The 17,500-nt window shown below is 41.0% G+C and carries 17 protein-coding genes, 1 tRNA gene, 2 rRNA genes, 1 other RNA gene and 1 other annotated feature (1 of these 22 cut by a window edge); of the genes, 15 read left to right on the top strand and 6 right to left on the bottom strand.

Features of this window, described 5'->3' with window-relative positions:
- Positions 1 to 41, top strand: a 5S ribosomal RNA gene (gene rrf, locus B6A27_RS01720) (it extends 76 nt beyond the left edge of the window).
- Positions 42 to 108: 67 nt separating this feature from the next.
- Here rrf and B6A27_RS01715 read toward each other — a convergent pair.
- From B6A27_RS01715 to B6A27_RS01705, 3 genes are all read right to left on the bottom strand, one after another.
- Positions 109 to 579 (bottom strand): IS630 family transposase, encoded by a 471-nt coding sequence (locus tag B6A27_RS01715; protein WP_080859818.1) that lies wholly within the window; start codon positions 577 to 579, stop codon positions 109 to 111.
- Complete coding sequence (locus B6A27_RS01710) at positions 579 to 1,109, bottom strand: winged helix-turn-helix domain-containing protein (RefSeq protein ID WP_080859817.1); 531 nt, start codon at positions 1,107 to 1,109, stop codon at positions 579 to 581. The genes B6A27_RS01715 and B6A27_RS01710 overlap by 1 nt, the downstream gene beginning before the upstream one ends.
- A gap of 219 nt (positions 1,110 to 1,328) precedes the next feature.
- Positions 1,329 to 2,297, bottom strand: a complete 969-nt coding sequence (locus tag B6A27_RS01705) for a YaaC family protein (protein ID WP_066145293.1) — start codon at positions 2,295 to 2,297, stop codon at positions 1,329 to 1,331.
- Between the two features lie 125 nt (positions 2,298 to 2,422).
- On the opposite strand from B6A27_RS01705, the gene guaB reads away from it, so the two are divergent.
- From guaB to B6A27_RS01675, 6 genes are all read left to right on the top strand, one after another.
- A complete protein-coding gene (guaB, locus tag B6A27_RS01700; protein ID WP_080859816.1) occupies positions 2,423 to 3,889 on the top strand; it encodes an IMP dehydrogenase in 1,467 nt (488 codons plus the stop codon).
- A 354-nt stretch (positions 3,890 to 4,243) separates the two neighbouring features.
- Positions 4,244 to 5,596 (top strand): serine hydrolase, encoded by a 1,353-nt coding sequence (locus B6A27_RS01695; protein ID WP_080859815.1) that lies wholly within the window; start codon positions 4,244 to 4,246, stop codon positions 5,594 to 5,596.
- Between the two features lie 162 nt (positions 5,597 to 5,758).
- Positions 5,759 to 6,643: a pyridoxal 5'-phosphate synthase lyase subunit PdxS gene (gene pdxS / locus B6A27_RS01690; protein ID WP_044745781.1), complete on the top strand. Its 885-nt coding sequence runs from the start codon at positions 5,759 to 5,761 to the stop codon at positions 6,641 to 6,643.
- An 18-nt stretch (positions 6,644 to 6,661) separates the two neighbouring features.
- Positions 6,662 to 7,240, top strand: a complete 579-nt coding sequence (gene pdxT / locus B6A27_RS01685; protein ID WP_080859813.1) for a pyridoxal 5'-phosphate synthase glutaminase subunit PdxT — start codon at positions 6,662 to 6,664, stop codon at positions 7,238 to 7,240.
- A 57-nt stretch (positions 7,241 to 7,297) separates the two neighbouring features.
- Positions 7,298 to 7,514: a binding site (T-box leader), on the top strand.
- Between the two features lie 55 nt (positions 7,515 to 7,569).
- Entirely contained in the window at positions 7,570 to 8,844 is a 1,275-nt protein-coding gene (serS, locus tag B6A27_RS01680) for a serine--tRNA ligase (RefSeq protein ID WP_080859811.1), read from the top strand.
- Positions 8,845 to 9,095: 251 nt separating this feature from the next.
- Positions 9,096 to 9,188, top strand: a tRNA-Ser gene (locus B6A27_RS01675).
- 128 nt (positions 9,189 to 9,316) lie between these two features.
- On the opposite strand, the gene B6A27_RS01670 is transcribed toward B6A27_RS01675, so the two are convergent.
- The 3 genes from B6A27_RS01670 to B6A27_RS01660 all read right to left on the bottom strand — a co-directional run bounded on the left by B6A27_RS01670 (position 9,317) and on the right by B6A27_RS01660 (position 12,026).
- The gene (locus tag B6A27_RS01670; protein WP_080859810.1) at positions 9,317 to 9,985 is read right to left on the bottom strand and encodes a deoxynucleoside kinase; all 669 of its coding nucleotides are present in this window, start codon (positions 9,983 to 9,985) and stop codon (positions 9,317 to 9,319) included.
- Positions 9,972 to 10,619, bottom strand: coding sequence for a deoxynucleoside kinase (locus tag B6A27_RS01665; protein WP_066145274.1), 648 nt, complete (start codon positions 10,617 to 10,619; stop codon positions 9,972 to 9,974). Before B6A27_RS01665 ends, B6A27_RS01670 begins: the two co-directional genes overlap by 14 nt.
- Positions 10,620 to 10,739: 120 nt before the next feature.
- The gene (locus B6A27_RS01660; RefSeq protein WP_080859808.1) at positions 10,740 to 12,026 is read right to left on the bottom strand and encodes a glycoside hydrolase family 18 protein; all 1,287 of its coding nucleotides are present in this window, start codon (positions 12,024 to 12,026) and stop codon (positions 10,740 to 10,742) included.
- An 85-nt stretch (positions 12,027 to 12,111) separates the two neighbouring features.
- On the opposite strand from B6A27_RS01660, the gene tadA reads away from it, so the two are divergent.
- From tadA to B6A27_RS01620, 8 genes are all read left to right on the top strand, one after another.
- On the top strand, positions 12,112 to 12,606 hold the full coding sequence (gene tadA, locus B6A27_RS01655; RefSeq protein WP_442882615.1) for a tRNA adenosine(34) deaminase TadA: 495 nt from the start codon (positions 12,112 to 12,114) through the stop codon (positions 12,604 to 12,606).
- A gap of 54 nt (positions 12,607 to 12,660) precedes the next feature.
- Positions 12,661 to 12,925, top strand: an RNA gene (gene ffs / locus B6A27_RS01650) — signal recognition particle sRNA large type.
- A 126-nt stretch (positions 12,926 to 13,051) separates the two neighbouring features.
- Positions 13,052 to 14,752, top strand: coding sequence for a DNA polymerase III subunit gamma/tau (gene dnaX / locus B6A27_RS01645; RefSeq protein ID WP_044745774.1), 1,701 nt, complete (start codon positions 13,052 to 13,054; stop codon positions 14,750 to 14,752).
- 20 nt (positions 14,753 to 14,772) lie between these two features.
- Complete coding sequence (locus B6A27_RS01640; protein WP_044745773.1) at positions 14,773 to 15,096, top strand: YbaB/EbfC family nucleoid-associated protein; 324 nt, start codon at positions 14,773 to 14,775, stop codon at positions 15,094 to 15,096.
- An 11-nt stretch (positions 15,097 to 15,107) separates the two neighbouring features.
- Positions 15,108 to 15,704, top strand: coding sequence for a recombination mediator RecR (gene recR / locus B6A27_RS01635; protein WP_044745772.1), 597 nt, complete (start codon positions 15,108 to 15,110; stop codon positions 15,702 to 15,704).
- Positions 15,705 to 15,728: 24 nt separating this feature from the next.
- Positions 15,729 to 15,953, top strand: coding sequence for a YaaL family protein (locus tag B6A27_RS01630; protein WP_044745771.1), 225 nt, complete (start codon positions 15,729 to 15,731; stop codon positions 15,951 to 15,953).
- Between the two features lie 82 nt (positions 15,954 to 16,035).
- Positions 16,036 to 16,302 (top strand): pro-sigmaK processing inhibitor BofA family protein, encoded by a 267-nt coding sequence (locus B6A27_RS01625; protein ID WP_044745770.1) that lies wholly within the window; start codon positions 16,036 to 16,038, stop codon positions 16,300 to 16,302.
- Between the two features lie 712 nt (positions 16,303 to 17,014).
- A 16S ribosomal RNA gene (locus B6A27_RS01620) occupies positions 17,015 to 17,500 on the top strand; the annotation flags it as partial.

The raw sequence follows: 17,500 nt of genomic DNA, 5'->3' as shown, positions 1-17,500 counted from the left end.
GTTGGGGCTAACGCCCCTGCAAGAGTAGGACGTTGCTAGGCAAACAAACAATAGGACCTGACTAAACGTCACGTTTAGTCAGGTCCTTTGTTTATATATAAATCCAAGTTAATAAACGGACATATATTTCATTCCGTCTCGCAAGTCTGCACGGTCCTTATCGTATCGATTTGACAGTACCACTTCCTTAAGCCACTTCCAACTCCGTTCCATAAGATTGAGAGTAGGCGAGTAAGGCGGCAAGAAGAAAAGTGTCAGCCTGTCTTCGTGTTTAGTCAAAAAAGGACGCAGTGCAAGGGCGTGGTGGTAGCGAGCATGGTCCAGCACCAGAATGAGATGCTTTTGCGGATGGCATGGAAGCAAGTATTTCAAGAACTGGTGAAATGTTTGGGTGTTACACGTGTCCGTTTCCATGCAGAATACCTCTCCTTCTTCTGGATTCACCGCGCCAAACAGGTGAAGTGTTGTCTGAGATTCAGAAACCGGCATTTGTTTTTGTTTTCCTTTCGGCTGCCGTAGGGTTTGGACATCACGGATATGGCTTTCATCTTCATATAACAGAACACAGCAGTCGGTCATCACGTTTTTTTTATCATGTTCAGCTCACTTTGGAAATTCTGTTGTTTTTGTTCGTTAGCTTTGATCAGGACATACGTCGGTCGCGTATAGCGAAAGCCGAGTCGATGCACCATGAGGCGAATACCTTCCCTTGACATTCCCACATGAAATCGGTTCATGAGAAAGGTTTGGATCAGTTTCGTATTCCAGTACGACTCTTGCGCAAACCCAAGTTCACATGGTGTTTGTTCACTCACGATGGCGATCCACTCATCTTGTTCTTCCAGAGACAAGTAGGTAGGCTTGTGCGAATTGAAGTTCCGGCTCAACAACTGATCGAGACCGCCTTCTGAAAACAGACGAACGTATTCGGATACGCTTTTGCGATTCAAACCGAGGCAAGCAGCAACCTCAATGCCCTTGTATCCTTCCATCACCATCCGAATGGAAGCCACTTGCTTGTACTGCCATGTGTGTTTGGATTGTTTTTCTTGTTGGCGTAATGTATCAATGGTCCAGCCGTGTGTCTCTGTAATTTGCCAAGTTTTCATCTCTACCACTCCTGTCCGTCTATCCTATTTTCAGTGTAGACGGCTCAGAGACGAGATAACCGTATGCCCAAAAAAGAACTTGGATTTATATATATATGTTTTGGTGGTCAACGGCCGCTCTACAAACTTTTTTATCATGTACTTATTGTAGTAGAGGCCAAGATCAGAGATCCGGGGACTCATGAATGGATCTCGACAAGCGACTGTTGCAAAATACGATCAGTTAGTTAAAGCTAAATACTCATACAATAAAAAAGGGACTTTTTCAAATGTTACAGATAAAAACTTATGGATAAACGGATAGGCTTCGCTCGAATAGGAATGTAGCAATTCACTCCACCATTCTGTTTCATATCGAGAGATCATGCTTAAGTTATATAATAATAAATAATGAAATATAACCTCCTGTTTTTGAAATATCTCTTCGCGTTGTGTCGGAAGACGATATGTTTTCGTGCTCAAATCAAACATAAACGGTTCATGCTCTAATGATTTTAATTGATCAGTACAAATGGCTTTAATATAATTCCCCTCTATTTCAACAGATTCTTTTTGAATCCAGTGCCATTCTGGAATGACATGGCTTATGAAATGAGAAAATGTCATATGGTAATCGTCTAAAATAGTAACTGGAATGAGGATGCATTGTCGAAAAGGATCGTAATGGACTTTCCTTGATAGCTTAGCCCCATAGTAGACTTCAAACAATTCGTGAAGCTCGCTAATGCGCTTTAATAAAGAACGCATTTGAAATTTTTCTCCAGCCATATGTTTCACATGGAACATTTTTTCAGAAAAATGAGTAAACAATCCGTGCTTTTGAACTTTTACTTCGTCATTGAAAAAATTATAATTTTGTTTTTTTTGCTTTCTTGTTGAAACACCATGCGCTAAAACAGATGATGACATGGGATAATCAGCATCTACAGTAAGAATACAAGCTTTTAAAAGCTGGACCATTCCATAAAATAAAAGGACAGGTTGAATGGAGAGAGGAGCTGTTCGAGCTGTCAGATAAAAGCTTTGACCATGCTGTAAATAGTAAAGAAAAGCGTAGCCATTTGCATAACTTTTTTGTTTTGCGTCTTCTCTTCCCGTCTTGGAATAACAACGGTATAACAATTGTTGAACCATGCTTGTAGAATGGAAAGAGGAAAATTTCATCCAAACTTCCTCGCTATGTAACATTGACCATTCCCCTTTCGTTGAAATGATAAAATTGAAAGAAAAATCGAACATTTCCTTGATTCCTTGACAGTATTTTAACCAGTTGTTAAGCTACTAATAATATTTCCGGATGAGGAGGATAAAACATGTGGGAATCTAAATTTGTAAAAGAAGGATTGACCTTTGATGATGTTCTTCTTATTCCTGCAAAATCAGAAGTATTGCCTCGAGATGTAGATGTTAAAACTCAACTTACTCCAACGTTATCGTTAAATATTCCCATTATCAGTGCAGGGATGGATACCGTTACTGAAGCAGAAATGGCGATTGCAATGGCTCGCCAAGGTGGATTAGGAATTATTCATAAAAACATGTCAATCGAACAACAGGCAGAGCAGGTAGACAAAGTTAAGCGTTCAGAACGTGGAGTAATTACTGATCCATTCTTTTTGACTCCAGATCATCAAGTATATGATGCGGAGCACTTGATGGGCAAATATCGCATTTCCGGTGTTCCAATTGTTAATAATGAAACAGAACAAAAGCTGGTCGGCATTATTACCAATCGAGACTTACGTTTTATTCAAGATTACTCCATAAAAATTTCCGATGTCATGACAAAGGAAAACCTAATTACAGCTCCTGTAGGTACTACTTTAGAAGAGGCAGAAAAGATTTTGCAAAAATATAAGGTTGAAAAATTGCCTCTTGTTGACGAAAATGGCGTTTTGAAAGGATTAATCACGATTAAAGACATTGAAAAGGTGATTGAGTTTCCGAACTCAGCAAAGGACGAAAAAGGCCGTTTATTAGTTGGTGCTGCTGTTGGGGTAACAGCTGATACAATGATTCGTGTAAAAAAATTAGTTGAGGCCAATGTGGACGTAATTGTTGTAGATACGGCTCACGGCCATTCAAAAGGTGTTCTTGATATAGTACGAAAAATCCGCGAACAGTATCCGAAGCTAAATATTATTGCAGGAAATGTGGCTACGGCAGAAGCGACAAGAGATTTAATTGAGGCTGGGGCTAATATTATCAAAGTGGGAATTGGACCAGGTTCGATCTGTACGACGCGCGTTGTTGCTGGTGTAGGAGTGCCACAAATCACAGCTATTTATGATTGTGCGACAGAGGCGCGCAAATACGGTGTTCCAATTATTGCAGATGGCGGAATTAAGTATTCAGGCGATATTGTGAAGGCTCTAGCAGCTGGCGCTCATGCCGTAATGCTTGGAAGCCTTTTAGCTGGGGTAACAGAAAGCCCTGGAGAAACCGAAATTTATCAAGGCCGTCGTTTTAAAGTGTACCGTGGAATGGGATCTGTTTCAGCGATGGAAAAAGGAAGTAAGGACCGCTACTTCCAAGAAGATAATAAAAAATTTGTTCCGGAAGGAATCGAAGGTCGTGTGCCTTATAAAGGACCGCTTGCCGATACGATTTATCAACTTGTCGGTGGTTTAAGATCCGGAATGGGCTATTGTGGAACAAAAAATCTAGAAGAATTGCGCGAGAAGTCACAATTTATTCGCATGACAGGTGCAGGATTGCGGGAAAGCCATCCGCATGATGTACAAATCACAAAAGAAGCTCCAAACTATTCCATTTCATAATGATTTGCCTGTTGATGTAACATTAGTAGTTTTTTCAGTGTACAAGCTTTATATGAAAGTTATAGCGCGATTGGAAAGAAGCCGCTCCATTTTTTGACTGTCAGAGGCAAGTCATAGACTTGCCTTCGTCACGCCAAAGTGTGACAGAGAGACGAGCAACAATGCATTTATCTGGAAGACGTTGTTGTTTGGCCACCTGACTGTCGAAATCAAATAGTCGCTTAGTCGAAGAAGAAGCGAAAATGTTAGTATGCCAAGTTGCATTTCGATCGCTTGAAGCGGAGGAAGGTTCCTCCGTCTATTTTTTTGTATAGGAGTATGTTACAATAACGTTTGTGTAAGGAGGGTGTAAAAGTGAAAAGAAAGAAAAGTATAATAATAGGATTAGTTTTAGTGTTCCTGCTAGCAACGGTTTTTCCATTGAATCAAAAAGTGGAGGCGGCGCAGGATCCGATAAATATTGAAGCGGATGCGGCGATACTTGTTGATGCAGGATCAGGAAGAATTTTGTACCAAAAGAATATTGATACCGTTCTTGGAATCGCAAGTATGACAAAAATGATGACAGAATATTTGTTATTAGAAGCAGTGAAACAAAAACGTGTGAAATGGGATCAAGAATATACACCAAGTGATTATGTATACCGTCTGTCACAAGATCGCGATCTATCTAATGTTCCACTAAGAAAAGATGGAAAGTATACCGTTCGTGAGCTTTATGAGGCAATGGCGATCTATTCTGCTAATGCCGCTGCAGTTGCTATCGCTGAAATTGTAGGCGGTTCAGAGGAAAACTTCGTCAGAATGATGAATGAAAAAGCGAAAAAACTGGGGTTACAAGGTTATAAATTTGTCAATGCGACAGGACTAAGCAATCAAGATTTACAAGGATTTCATCCACAAGGAACAGAAGCAAGCGAAGAAAATGTTATGTCAGCTCGTGCTGTTGCTACGTTAGCTTACCATTTACTTAAAGAGTATCCTGAAGTGTTAGAAACCTCGAGCATAACGAAAAAAACATTTAGAGAAGGCACAGACGACCAAATTAAAATGGACAATTGGAACTGGATGCTGCCAGGTCTTGTTTATGGCTATGAGGGAGTAGACGGATTGAAAACAGGATATACAGATTTTGCTGGCTACTGCTTTACAGGAACGGCGGAGAAAAACGGTGTTCGCTTTATTACGGTTGTTATGAATGCAAAAAGCAATGGCAAATCGACCATTAATGCTCGATTCGAGCAAACGAGAAAGCTATTGGATTATGCGTTCAGCAACTATTCATTAAAAGAACTTTATCCAGCAGGGTATCAACAAAAAGGTGACGCTACTTTGCCTGTAACGAAGGGAAAGGAAAAATCAGTAGCTGTTGTCACGAAAAAAACCCTTTCTCTTGTCATAAAAAATGGGGAAGACAAAAACTATAAGCCAGTATATGTGTTTGACAAGAAAAAGCTCAATAAAGATGGAGAGTTAACAGCACCGATCAAAAAAGGCGAAAAAGTTGGATACATGACGGTGCGGTATACGGGAGCTAATGATGATGATTATTTGACACCAAATGGGAAAAGTGCCGTACAGGTAGATGTTGTAGCTAAACAAAGCGTGGAAAAAGCAAATGGATTTGTATTGATGATGAGAGGAATCGGCGGTTTATTCAGCGATATTTGGACAAGTGTGACAAAGACGGTCAAAGGCTGGTTTTAAAAAGCTTCCTCCTCAAGCAGGAGGAGCTTTTTACTTTTTTTATTGTGATTTTTAAAAAAATTGAGGTAAAATAAGAAAATGTAATTAAATTATTTCTTATCGCTTTTCTTTCTTTTTTCATGAAAAAATACGATTACATGAGGTTATTAGGAGGAATCACAAGTGGCTATTACAGGTACAGAGCGTGTCAAACGCGGAATGGCGGAAATGCAAAAAGGCGGCGTTATTATGGATGTGGTAAATGCTGAACAAGCAAAAATCGCAGAAGCTGCTGGAGCTGTAGCGGTTATGGCATTGGAGCGCGTGCCAGCTGATATCCGGGCTGCAGGCGGTGTTGCTCGTATGGCAGATCCAACTGTAGTGGAAGAAGTAATGAAAGCTGTTTCCATTCCGGTAATGGCGAAAGCGCGTATTGGTCATTATGTGGAGGCAAGAGTTCTTGAAGCGTTAGGGGTAGACTATATTGATGAAAGTGAAGTTTTGACTCCTGCTGATGAAGAATTCCATATTGATAAACGCCAATTTACCGTACCATTTGTGTGCGGATGTCGAGATTTAGGGGAGGCAGCTCGTCGGATTGCTGAAGGCGCATCGATGCTGCGGACAAAAGGAGAGCCGGGAACAGGAAATATTGTTGAAGCTGTCCGCCATATGCGCAAAGTGAATGCTCAAGTGCGTAAAGTTGTGAGCATGAGTGAAGATGAGTTGATGACAGAAGCAAAAAATCTCGGCGCTCCGTTTGAAGTGCTGCTTGAGATTAAACGATTAGGCCGGTTACCTGTAGTTAATTTCGCAGCGGGTGGAGTAGCGACTCCTGCGGATGCTGCTTTAATGATGTACTTAGGAGCAGATGGCGTATTTGTAGGGTCTGGTATTTTCAAATCAGAGAATCCGGAGAAATATGCGCGTGCGATTGTTGAAGCAACGACTCATTACGAAGACTATGAACTAATTGCTCATCTTTCTAAAGGGTTAGGCGGGGCGATGAGAGGAATCGATATTTCGTCGTTATTACCTGAACAACGCATGCAAGAACGCGGCTGGTAATCAAGGGAGAAGGTTAAGATGATAAAAATTGGTGTTTTAGGTTTGCAAGGAGCTGTCCGAGAGCACGTTCAGTCGATTGAATCGTGTGGAGCTGAAGCGGCTGTCATCAAAAAAATGGAGCAGCTTCAAGAAATCGATGGTCTTATTATTCCAGGTGGCGAGAGTACGACGATGCGTCGGCTAATGGATCAATACGGTTTTATAATGCCGTTAAAGGAGTTTGCTGCACAAGGTAAACCCATCTTTGGAACGTGCGCAGGCTTGATTATGTTAGCTAAACGTATTGTTGGATATGATGAACCACATCTTGGTTTAATGGATATTACTGTTGAACGGAATTCATTTGGCCGTCAGCGGGAAAGCTTTGAAGCGGAACTGTCAATTACTGGAGTCGCTGATGATTTTGTTGGTGTCTTTATTCGTGCACCACATATTGTTGAAGTTGGAGAAGAGGTAGAAATTTTAGCAAAGCACGAGGGACGAATAGTCGCTGCGAGACAGGGACAATTTTTAGGATGCTCTTTCCATCCAGAATTAACAGAAGATTATCGAATGACACAGTATTTTATAAATATGGTTAAAGAATCGATGGAATAAAACCATTGCATCTTGCCGAACCTTGTAGTACATTATTTTTATTAAAAGTGAATGAGCGTTAAAGTGATGAAAGGAAATAGTAGCAGGAATGTTTCTCTTCAGAGAATCGGTGGGTGGTGCGAACCGATGGGAAACGCTTGTGAATCCATCCTTGAGCGAAATGCCGAACGCTTGAACGCAAGTAAGCATTTCCGGTGTCAAGCCGTTACCAATTTGAGTGGAAGACATTTTGTCTTCAATTAGGGTGGCAACGCGGGTTACTCTCGTCCCTTGGTTTAATAAGGGGACGAGAGTTTTTTATTTTAGGAATAAAAAAGGAGGAACAAGAGATGTTAGATTTGAAATTTTTGCGCACGAATTTAGCGGAAGTGAAAGAAAAGCTGAAACATCGTGGTGAAGATTTAACGGATTTTACTCGTTTTGAAGAGCTTGATCAGAAGCGGAGGGAGCTCATTGCTAAAGCAGAGGAGCTAAAAAGTAAACGGAACGAGGTATCTCAACAAATCGCTATTTTAAAGCGGGAAAAGCAAGATGCTGATCATTTGATCACTGAAATGCGTGAAGTTGGCGATCGCATTAAAGTGTTGGATCATGAATTGCGACAAGTCGAAGAGACGTTAGAGATGTTATTGCTTTCGATTCCGAATATTCCACATGAATCTGTGCCGATCGGGGAATCTGAAGAGGATAATGTGGAAATCCGCAAATGGGGAGAACCTCGTGCGTTTTCATTTGAAGCGAAGCCACATTGGGAAATTGCTGATCAGCTTGGCATTTTGGATTTTGAGCGTGCAGCGAAAGTGACAGGAAGCCGATTTGTATTTTATAAAGGATTAGGTGCTCGGTTAGAGCGAGCGCTTATTAGTTTCATGCTTGATCTGCATGTAGAAGAGCATGGATATGAAGAAGTGCTCCCTCCATATATTGTAAATCGTTCTAGCATGACAGGAACAGGTCAATTGCCCAAATTTGAAGAGGATGCGTTTCAAATTGAAAGCGAGGATTATTTTTTAATTCCTACGGCAGAAGTGCCTGTGACTAATCTGCACCGCGACGAAATTTTATCAGCAGAAGACTTGCCGCTCAACTATGTGGCATATAGTGCATGCTTCCGTTCAGAGGCAGGTTCAGCTGGCCGCGATACAAGAGGACTAATTCGCCAGCATCAATTTAACAAAGTGGAGCTTGTAAAATTTGTGAAGCCTGAGGACTCTTATGCGGAGCTAGAAAAATTAACGAGCCATGCTGAGAAGGTGCTGCAGTTGCTAGAACTGCCTTATCGTGTAATGAGCATGTGCACAGGTGATTTAGGATTTACAGCGGCTAAAAAATATGATATCGAAGTTTGGCTCCCAAGCTACGGCACTTACCGAGAAATTTCTTCTTGCAGCAACTTCGAGTCATTCCAAGCGCGCCGTGCTAATATTCGTTTTCGCCGAGATCCAAAAGCGAAACCTGAACACGTTCATACGCTTAATGGATCTGGTTTAGCTATTGGCCGGACAGTGGCCGCTATTTTGGAAAATTATCAGCAAGAGGATGGCACTGTCTTAATTCCAAAAGTGTTGCGTCCTTATATGGGAAATAAAGAAGTCATCCGATAATTATCGGATCAGGAGTAACGGCAAAAATAATAGAAAGATGACTTAAAATGTCGGAGGCAAGTCACTGGCTTGCCTTCCGACTGTGATTTTTTATTGATGCCGTTCGTTTCTATTTACACAGCACAAAGATAGCAAGCGAATGAATTTTGTCTGGTACCACGAGTATTTTCTTTATATTTCGAATATGGGGGAAAAGGATGAAAAGTATTGACGGATGTATTTTCGTATGGTAAAGTAATTCTTGTCGATAAGGAGGAGTACCCAAGTCTGGCTGAAGGGGTCGGTCTTGAAAACCGAGAGGCGTCGAGAGGCGCGCGGGGGTTCGAATCCCTCCTCCTCCGCCATCAGTTCGTTTAAAGCACCACTGCGCATAAATGGAGATTGTTATTCGAAACAATTCGTTACTTTATTGTAACGAATTTTTTATTTTGCGCTTTGCCCGCTTTATAAAAAACCGCCTCAGAATAGGCGGTTATCTTTTTAAACAGCGGTATTGATGAAGAATGTGAGCCATTTTTTCGATAATTGGCTCAATGGATTGATCGTCTTCCAATAGATCGTAGTCATTAATATTAATGCGAAGTACAGGGCAGGCATTAAAGCTATTAATCCATTGTTCATAACGATCATACATTTCTTTCCAATATTCTATTGGAGTTTGTTGCTCCATAGGCCGGCCGCGCTCTTGAATTCGCCGTAAAATTTCTTCAAAGCTTCCCTCTAAATAAATGACCAAATCTGGGTGAGGAAAATAAGGAGTCATCACCATCGCTTCAAATAAGCTCGTATATGTTTCATAATCGACTTTTGTCATTGTTCCTTTCTCAAAATGCATTTTGGCAAAGATGCCCGTATCCTCATAAATGGACCGATCTTGCACAAATCCTCCACCATATTCGAAGATTCGTTTTTGTTCTTTGAATCGTTCGGCAAGAAAATAAATTTGCAAGTGGAAGCTCCATCGTTGAAAATCAGCATAAAATTTGTCCAAATATGGGTTTGTATCTACTTTTTCAAAAGAAGTGCGAAACTGTAGTGCTTTGGCAAGAGATTTCGTCATTGTTGATTTTCCGACGCCGACCGTCCCGGCAATTGTAATGACAGCATCATGTGGAATATGATATTTTTCACGTAAGTTCATTGCAGTTAACTCCTTCTAATCCATTTTTGATTTGTTCAAATATGTAGAGTAAATCTGATTTACGCTGGACAAAATCAAGCTTGTCCCCATCGAAATGTAAAATAGGAATGTGCGGCTTTTCTTTTTTTAACAATTCCATTGTTCGTTCATACGCAATGGATAGTTCATGTAAATACAATGGATCGATCTTTTTTTCGATCTTCCTTCCTCTCATCTTGATTCTGTGTAGCAATGTATCGAGACTCGCATTGAGATAGATGATCATATTAGGCTCTGGCATATCATCCGTTAAGATGTGGTATATTTTTAAGTATTTTTGATATTGATCATATCTTAATGTTCTTTCTGCAAAAATGAGGTTTTTTAGAATGTGATAATCAGCCACGACAGGCTTTTGTTTTTTCAGAAAATCGCGATTGATATCTTCTAATTGCTTATAGCGATTGCAGAGAAAGAACATTTCTGTTTGAAAGCTCCACTCTTCAATATTTTCATAAAATTTCCCGAGAAATGGATTTTCGTCAACGATTTCTTTTAGTAAATGATAATGAAATTGTTCAGAAATAGCTTTGGCTAGCGATGTTTTTCCAACCCCAATCGGTCCCTCTACCGCAATAAACGGTACGATCCCCATGTGACGCCCCTCCTTGATCGTTCAAAGTCTATTTAGACAGACAGGTTTTATTTTAGCATATACGATAAGAGAAAAGGGAGAGATCAATAAAAGAAATAGCACTTGAATATCAAGTGCTTTCTACCTCTTTATAACATTGAAATTATCAGTGATGAGAAGCCAATTTTGTGGGAAATCTAAACCAAGCTTCCAATAGCTAACGCCCCTTAAGCCGAGCTCTTTGACTAAATCAAATTTGGCTTGTATGGAACGAGCATCTTCAAACCATACTTGATGATCGTTTCCGTTTTCGTCCCGATAACGAAAATGAGGGGCTTGTGCTTTTGAATCATATTCGATCCCAGCATGATAACGGTTGGCAAGACGGATTGCCTGTTGCGGACTAATAGCTTGGGCGTATTTCCCCCCAGGAACATATGGAAGCGTCCAATCATAGCCGTATAAATTTTGTCCCATCATAATTTTTGAAGCAGGCATTTCGGTGATCGCATACTCTAATACTTGTCGAACAGGACCGATTGGTGAAACGGGCATTGGCGGTCCGCCGCTATATCCCCATTCATAGGTCATAATCACAACGAAATCAACAATTTGGCCGTGAGCTCTATAATCGTGTGCTTCGTACCAGCGGCCTTTTTGTGTAGCACTTGTTTTTGGAGCGAGAGCGGTTGACATTAACCAACCTTCTCGATTAAATCGTTGTTTAGCTTTACGTAAAAAGGCGCTATATGCGTCTCGATCAGCGGGACGTAAATATTCCATGTCGAAATGGATATCACGAAAACCATACCGTTTGGCTGTAGAAACGATGTTTTCAAGAAATCGGTTTTGCAGTGCTTCGTTATTCAAGATAATAGATCCTAATTCATCGCTAAATTGGTCATTTTCAATATTGGTGATTACCATCATTAATGTTACATTATTCGCACGTGCAATAGAAGGAAAGTTATTAAGAAGCGGCTCTTTTAATGTTCCATCTCTTTGAATACGAAAGCTAAATGGGGCGAGGTATGTTAAGTATGGAGCAGCACTCCGCGCGCTTTCCTCCAAAACAGGAAGCACGTTCGCCGTCCGCGGCTCGACATATCCATTAAATTCAGCGTTTCTTTTTGGGAGCGGTGGAATATATAAACGCTGTCCAATTTGTAGAGGGGTGTTTATTTGTATACGATTGATTTGAGCAAGCTGTTGCGGTGTTGTTTGAAACTGTCTAGCGATTGACCAAAGGCTGTCTCCTGATTTTATCCAATAAAATCTCCCAACAATCGGAATGACGACGGTTTGGCCCACAACGAGTGAATTTGGCGTTTCAATTTTGTTGGCACGAATAATCTCTTCAGGAGTCGTATTGTAAGCTTGAGCAATTCCCGTCAGAGTTTGTCCTTGCTGTACAACATGAATTTGCATATATTCCCTCCTAGTTGCCTCTTTCCTTCTTCATATTTTATGATTAAGAAAAAAGCGAAATGACGGTTATTTTAGTGAGGGTTTAATCATGAATGATGAGTACTATATGCAGTTAGCGATTGAAGAAGCTAAAAAAGCAGAGAAAATAGGAGAGGTACCGATTGGGGCTATTATTGTAAAAAATGGTGAAATTATTGCAAGCGCTCATAATTTGCGGGAAACTGAGCAACGGGCTATTGCTCACGCTGAAATATTAGCGATTGATCAAGCGTGTGAGGCGATGGGGTCATGGCGTCTTGAAGACGCGACACTATACGTCACATTAGAACCATGTGCGATGTGCGCCGGAGCGATTGTTCTTTCAAGGATAAAGAGGGTGGTGTTTGGCGCGAGCGATCCAAAAGGAGGATGTGCTGGAACGCTGATGAATTTATTGCAAGAGTCCAGGTTTAACCATCAAACAGAGGTGGTAGGTGGTGTACGGCAAGAAGAATGCGGCCGTATTCTCAGCGATTTTTTCCGACAGCTAAGAATCAGAAAAAAACAGAAAGATGAAAAGACTGGCGAACATTCCAAATAAATTACCATCCGCATTCATTGCTTTTTTTAAAAAAAGACGATATACTTATATTTGCCGTGCTAAGTGGGGAGGTAGCGGTGCCCTGTACTCGCAATCCGCTCTAGCGAGACCGAATTCCTTCCCGAGGTTAGTATGTTGTGAGGTCTGTCTTAAGCAAGTGGTGTTGACGTCTGGGTCCCACGCAATGGGATTCCGTGAACCCTGTCAGGTCCGGAAGGAAGCAGCAGTAAGCGGATGCTCCCATGTGCCGTGGGGGAGCCTGGACTGAGCTAACTGCTTAAGCAACGCTTGGGGCAGCTAATCGACGGAAGGTGCACGGTATACCATACATAAGTCAATCTCACTCTTTACAAAGAGTGGGTTTTTTTATTTTGTTTTGTGTTTTGAAAAACGATTAAGACATTATATAATAAATAAGATAAGAGAAAAGAGGAGGGCCGTTTTTGTGACATATCAAGCGCTATATCGTGTGTTTCGGCCGCAGTTATTCGCTGATGTTGTCGGTCAGGAGCATGTAACGAAAACATTGCAAAGTGCCCTGCTTCAAAATAAAATATCCCACGCTTATCTTTTTTCTGGTCCACGTGGTACAGGTAAAACAAGCGCTGCGAAAATTTTGGCGAAGGCTGTAAATTGCGAGAGGGCGCCAGTAGCTGAGCCATGTAACGAATGTCCAGCTTGTGTTGGCATCACGAACGGTTCTATTCCAGATGTATTAGAAATTGATGCAGCATCCAATAATGGAGTAGATGAAATTCGTGATATTCGTGAGAAAGTAAAATTTGCACCTACTTCTGTACGATATAAGGTGTATATTGTAGATGAGGTGCATATGCTTTCGATCGGTGCTTTTAACGCATTATTAAAGACGTTAGAAGAGCCTCCAAAGCATGTCATTTTTATTTTAGCGACAACCGAGCCGCATAAAATTCCGCCTACTATTATTTCGCGTTGTCAACGCTTTGATTTTCGTAGAATTCAGCCTCATTCGATCGTTTCGAGATTAAGACAAGTGATCGATGCACAGCATATTAGGGCTTCTGATGAAGCGCTATTTGCAATCGCCCGCGCAGCGGACGGAGGTATGCGCGACGCATTAAGCTTGCTTGATCAAGCCATTTCCTTCAGCGAAGAAGAAGTATTGCTGGAAGATGTGCTTTCTATGACAGGAGCAGTATCTTCTTTTATGTTGACTGATCTTGTCCGAGCTGTTCACCAAAAAAATGTGGCGGAAGCTTTACGGCTTTTAGAGCAATTTATGGATCAGGGAAAGGATTCAAATCGCTTGATCGAGGATTTAATCTTTTATTATCGAGATCTTCTGTTATACAAGACAGCTCCAGATTTAAGCGGCATGATAAGAGAGGTGTTGGTGGATCAGGAGTTTCAGCAGCTTGCTCAAATGATTCCTGTGTCCTCTATTTACGAAACAATCGAAATTTTGAATAAAAGTCAGCAGGAAATGAAATGGACGAATCATCCACGTATTTTTTTAGAAGTTGCTTTAGTCAAGCTTTGTCATCAAGAGCACCAGTCTCCATCATTACCTGCAGCAGAAGACATGCGTCATCTGATAAAGAAAATCGAAAATCTGGAGACAGAGCTGCTTCGTTTGAAAGAACAAGGGATTTCTGCGCCACCTCAAGATTCTGTATCTGTCCAAACGAAAAAAACGACAAAACCATTGAAAACAAGCGGATATAAAACGCCTGTCGGCCGCATTCATGAAATATTAAAGCAGGCCACACACCAAGATTTATTATTAATTAAAAGCCATTGGGCAGAAGTACTCGATATTTTAAAAAAGCAAAATAAAGTATCACATGCTGCTCTATTGCAGGAAAGTGAGCCAGTTGCAGCAAGCCCTCAGGCATTTGTTTTAAAATTTAAATACGAAATTCATTGTAAAATGGCAGCTGATAATACGAACCAAGTAAAGGAAAACGTAGAAGCCATTTTGTTTGATTTGACGCAGCGTCATGTTGAAATGATCGCTGTTCCTGATGAAGAATGGGGAGCGATAAGAGAAGAGTTTATTCGTGAAAAAGGAATGCAAAGAGACAAAGAACCTCGGCGGGAGGAGGATCCGCTTATTGCGGAAGCCAAACGATTGTTTGGAGAAGATTTAATCGAAATTAAAGAATAATCTTAAAGGAGGAATTGATCATGATGCGTGGAATGGGAAACATGCAAAAAATGATGAAGCAAATGCAAAAAATGCAAAAAGATATGCAAAAAGCACAAGAAGAGCTCGCTGAAAAACAAGTAGAGGGAACAGCTGGGGGCGGCATGGTCACTGTAGTTGCAAATGGCCATAAGCAAATTTTGGAGGTGAAAATTAAAGAAGAGGTTGTCGATCCTGAGGATATTGAGATGCTGCAAGACTTAATTTTAGCTGCAACAAATGATGCGTTGAAAAAAGTAGATGAGCTGACAGCGGAAACGATGGGACAATTTACAAAAGGTTTAAATATCCCAGGCCTGTTCTAGGAGGATGTTTCATGCATTATCCAGAGCCGATATCCAAATTAATTGACAGCTTTATGAAATTGCCGGGAATTGGACCGAAAACAGCGGTGCGGCTCGCTTTTTTTGTCCTTGATATGAAAGAAGATACTGTATTAGACTTTGCTAAAGCGTTAGTAAACGCCAAGCGCAATTTGTCTTATTGTACGGTGTGCGGCCATATTACAGATAGGGATCCGTGCTATATTTGTGAAGATGAAAGACGGGACCAAACGACGATCTGCGTAGTTCAAGAGTCGAAAGATGTGATCGCAATGGAAAAAATGAAAGAGTACAACGGACTGTATCATGTCTTGCATGGAGCTATTTCTCCAATGGATGGCATCGGTCCAGAAGATATCAAAATTCCTGAACTGCTAAAGCGTCTTCAGGATGAAACGGTGCAGGAGGTTATTTTAGCTACAAACCCTAACATCGAAGGAGAAGCGACAGCTATGTATATATCAAGGCTCCTGAAGCCAACAGGCATCAAAGTAACCCGGATTGCTCATGGATTGCCAGTAGGAGGAGACCTAGAATATGCAGATGAAGTGACGCTTTCCAAGGCTCTTGAAGGTCGCCGAGAATTATAAGAAAATTTAGTTGAGGTGAGTCGCGTGCTTTGGCGACGCAAAGGATGGTTAAAAAAGCAATTCGATCAGCGATTAATTGAAGAACTGGAAGTAACGAGAGAGGAATGGATGAAACAAAAGCAGCTTATTGAGAAAAGCATAGAGCCTTCACAGGAAGTACTCATCGATGTAAAAATTGCTGAAGCGAAATATTTTTTTCTTATTCGAGAAGCAAAGCTTCGGCGTCTATCATTAAAAGGAGCGAGATAAGCTCCTTTTTTTGTTCTTTTTTTGTCATGTACGCATAATGTTGAAGTAGTACAAGCAATCTTTATATAAAGGGGCGGATATAATGGAACCCAAAATGGTGATTACTTTGTTTTTTTGTGCCATTGTTCTTTTGTTGTTTGTGGGAACACCCTTAAAGCCCATTCGTTTTTTTGGTTACGGGGCTATTAAATTAATGATCGGAGCGTTATTTTTATTTGTTTTAAATGCTATTGGAACTTCTTTTAATATTCATGTACCCATTAACCTTTTAACATCATTTATATCTGGATTTTTAGGAATTCCCGGAGTGGCTGCTTTAGTGATTATTCAAAAATATATTCTTCTATAAAAGAAGTTACCTTCGACAAATACGATTTGAAAAAGAAATGATAGAGCTTTAGCAAGAGAAAAGTGACGTATATTTTCGAAGATCAGGGATCGCACGTGGTGATTATCCATTATTTTAATGAAAAATGCAGAATGATCTAGCTAAACATCCTAAACATCATCTTTTCTGCTTCTCTTCTTGAACAAGAACGCCAGCGGGCAAATTCATTTGCCCGCTAAATATTCGCTGTTCGAGAAAGGCATGCTTAAGCTTTCAGTCGGCAAACAAAGGGCTTGCTGACTGTGGCAGAAAAGCGAGAAATAGAGTGATTTCAATTGGCTTTTATCGGATGATTAACATGTGCTTGGTTAGAAATAAATTTTTTGCTACATAAACGCATAACGAAGCCCGAGTTTCGAAAAACAGTATAAACTTCATCTCTAAAAACAAATGCTAGCAGGGTAGGTCTATAGTAAGGAAAGCATTGTTCTTTACATTCCGGCTGCGGAATAAAAGAACATTATTTTTTAGAAAAAGCTATTGACTCTTGTTTTATTATATGATAAATTAAAGAACGTCGCTGCTGATTCCGATAAAAAGCAGTTGACAGCAAACAAAGATATATGTAAAATATAAAAAGTGCAGTAAGTTCTTTGAAAACTGAACAAAACGAAGCGTTAATCGAAAAGTTTCGGTATGGTCAACCGAAATAAGATAATAGCCAATCAACTTTCTTTTGGAGAGTTTGATCCTGGCTCAGGACGAACGCTGGCGGCGTGCCTAATACATGCAAGTCGAGCGGACCGAATAGAAGCTTGCTTCTGTTCGGTTAGCGGCGGACGGGTGAGTAACACGTGGGCAACCTGCCCGTAAGACGGGGATAACTTCGGGAAACCGGAGCTAATACCCGATAAGTCTAAAGACCGCATGGTCTTTAGTTGAAAGGCGGCTTCGGCTGTCACTTACGGATGGGCCCGCGGCGCATTAGCTAGTTGGTGAGGTAACGGCTCACCAAGGCGACGATGCGTAGCCGACCTGAGAGGGTGATCGGCCACACTGGGACTGAGACACGGCCCAGACTCCTACGGGAGGCAGCAGTAGGGAATCTTCCGCAATGGACGAAAGTCTGACGGAGCAACGCCGCGTGAGCGAAGAAGGTCTTCGGATTGTAAAGCTCTGTTGTTAGGGAAGAACAAGTATGGTTCGAATAGGGCCGTAC

It is taken from the genome of Anoxybacillus sp. UARK-01 (assembly GCF_002075365.1).
GTDB classification, from domain to species: Bacteria; Bacillota; Bacilli; order Bacillales; family Anoxybacillaceae; genus Anoxybacteroides; species Anoxybacteroides rupiense.
Note: the sequence above shows the minus strand (reverse complement) of the source record. Positions and strands in the feature narration are given on the sequence as shown.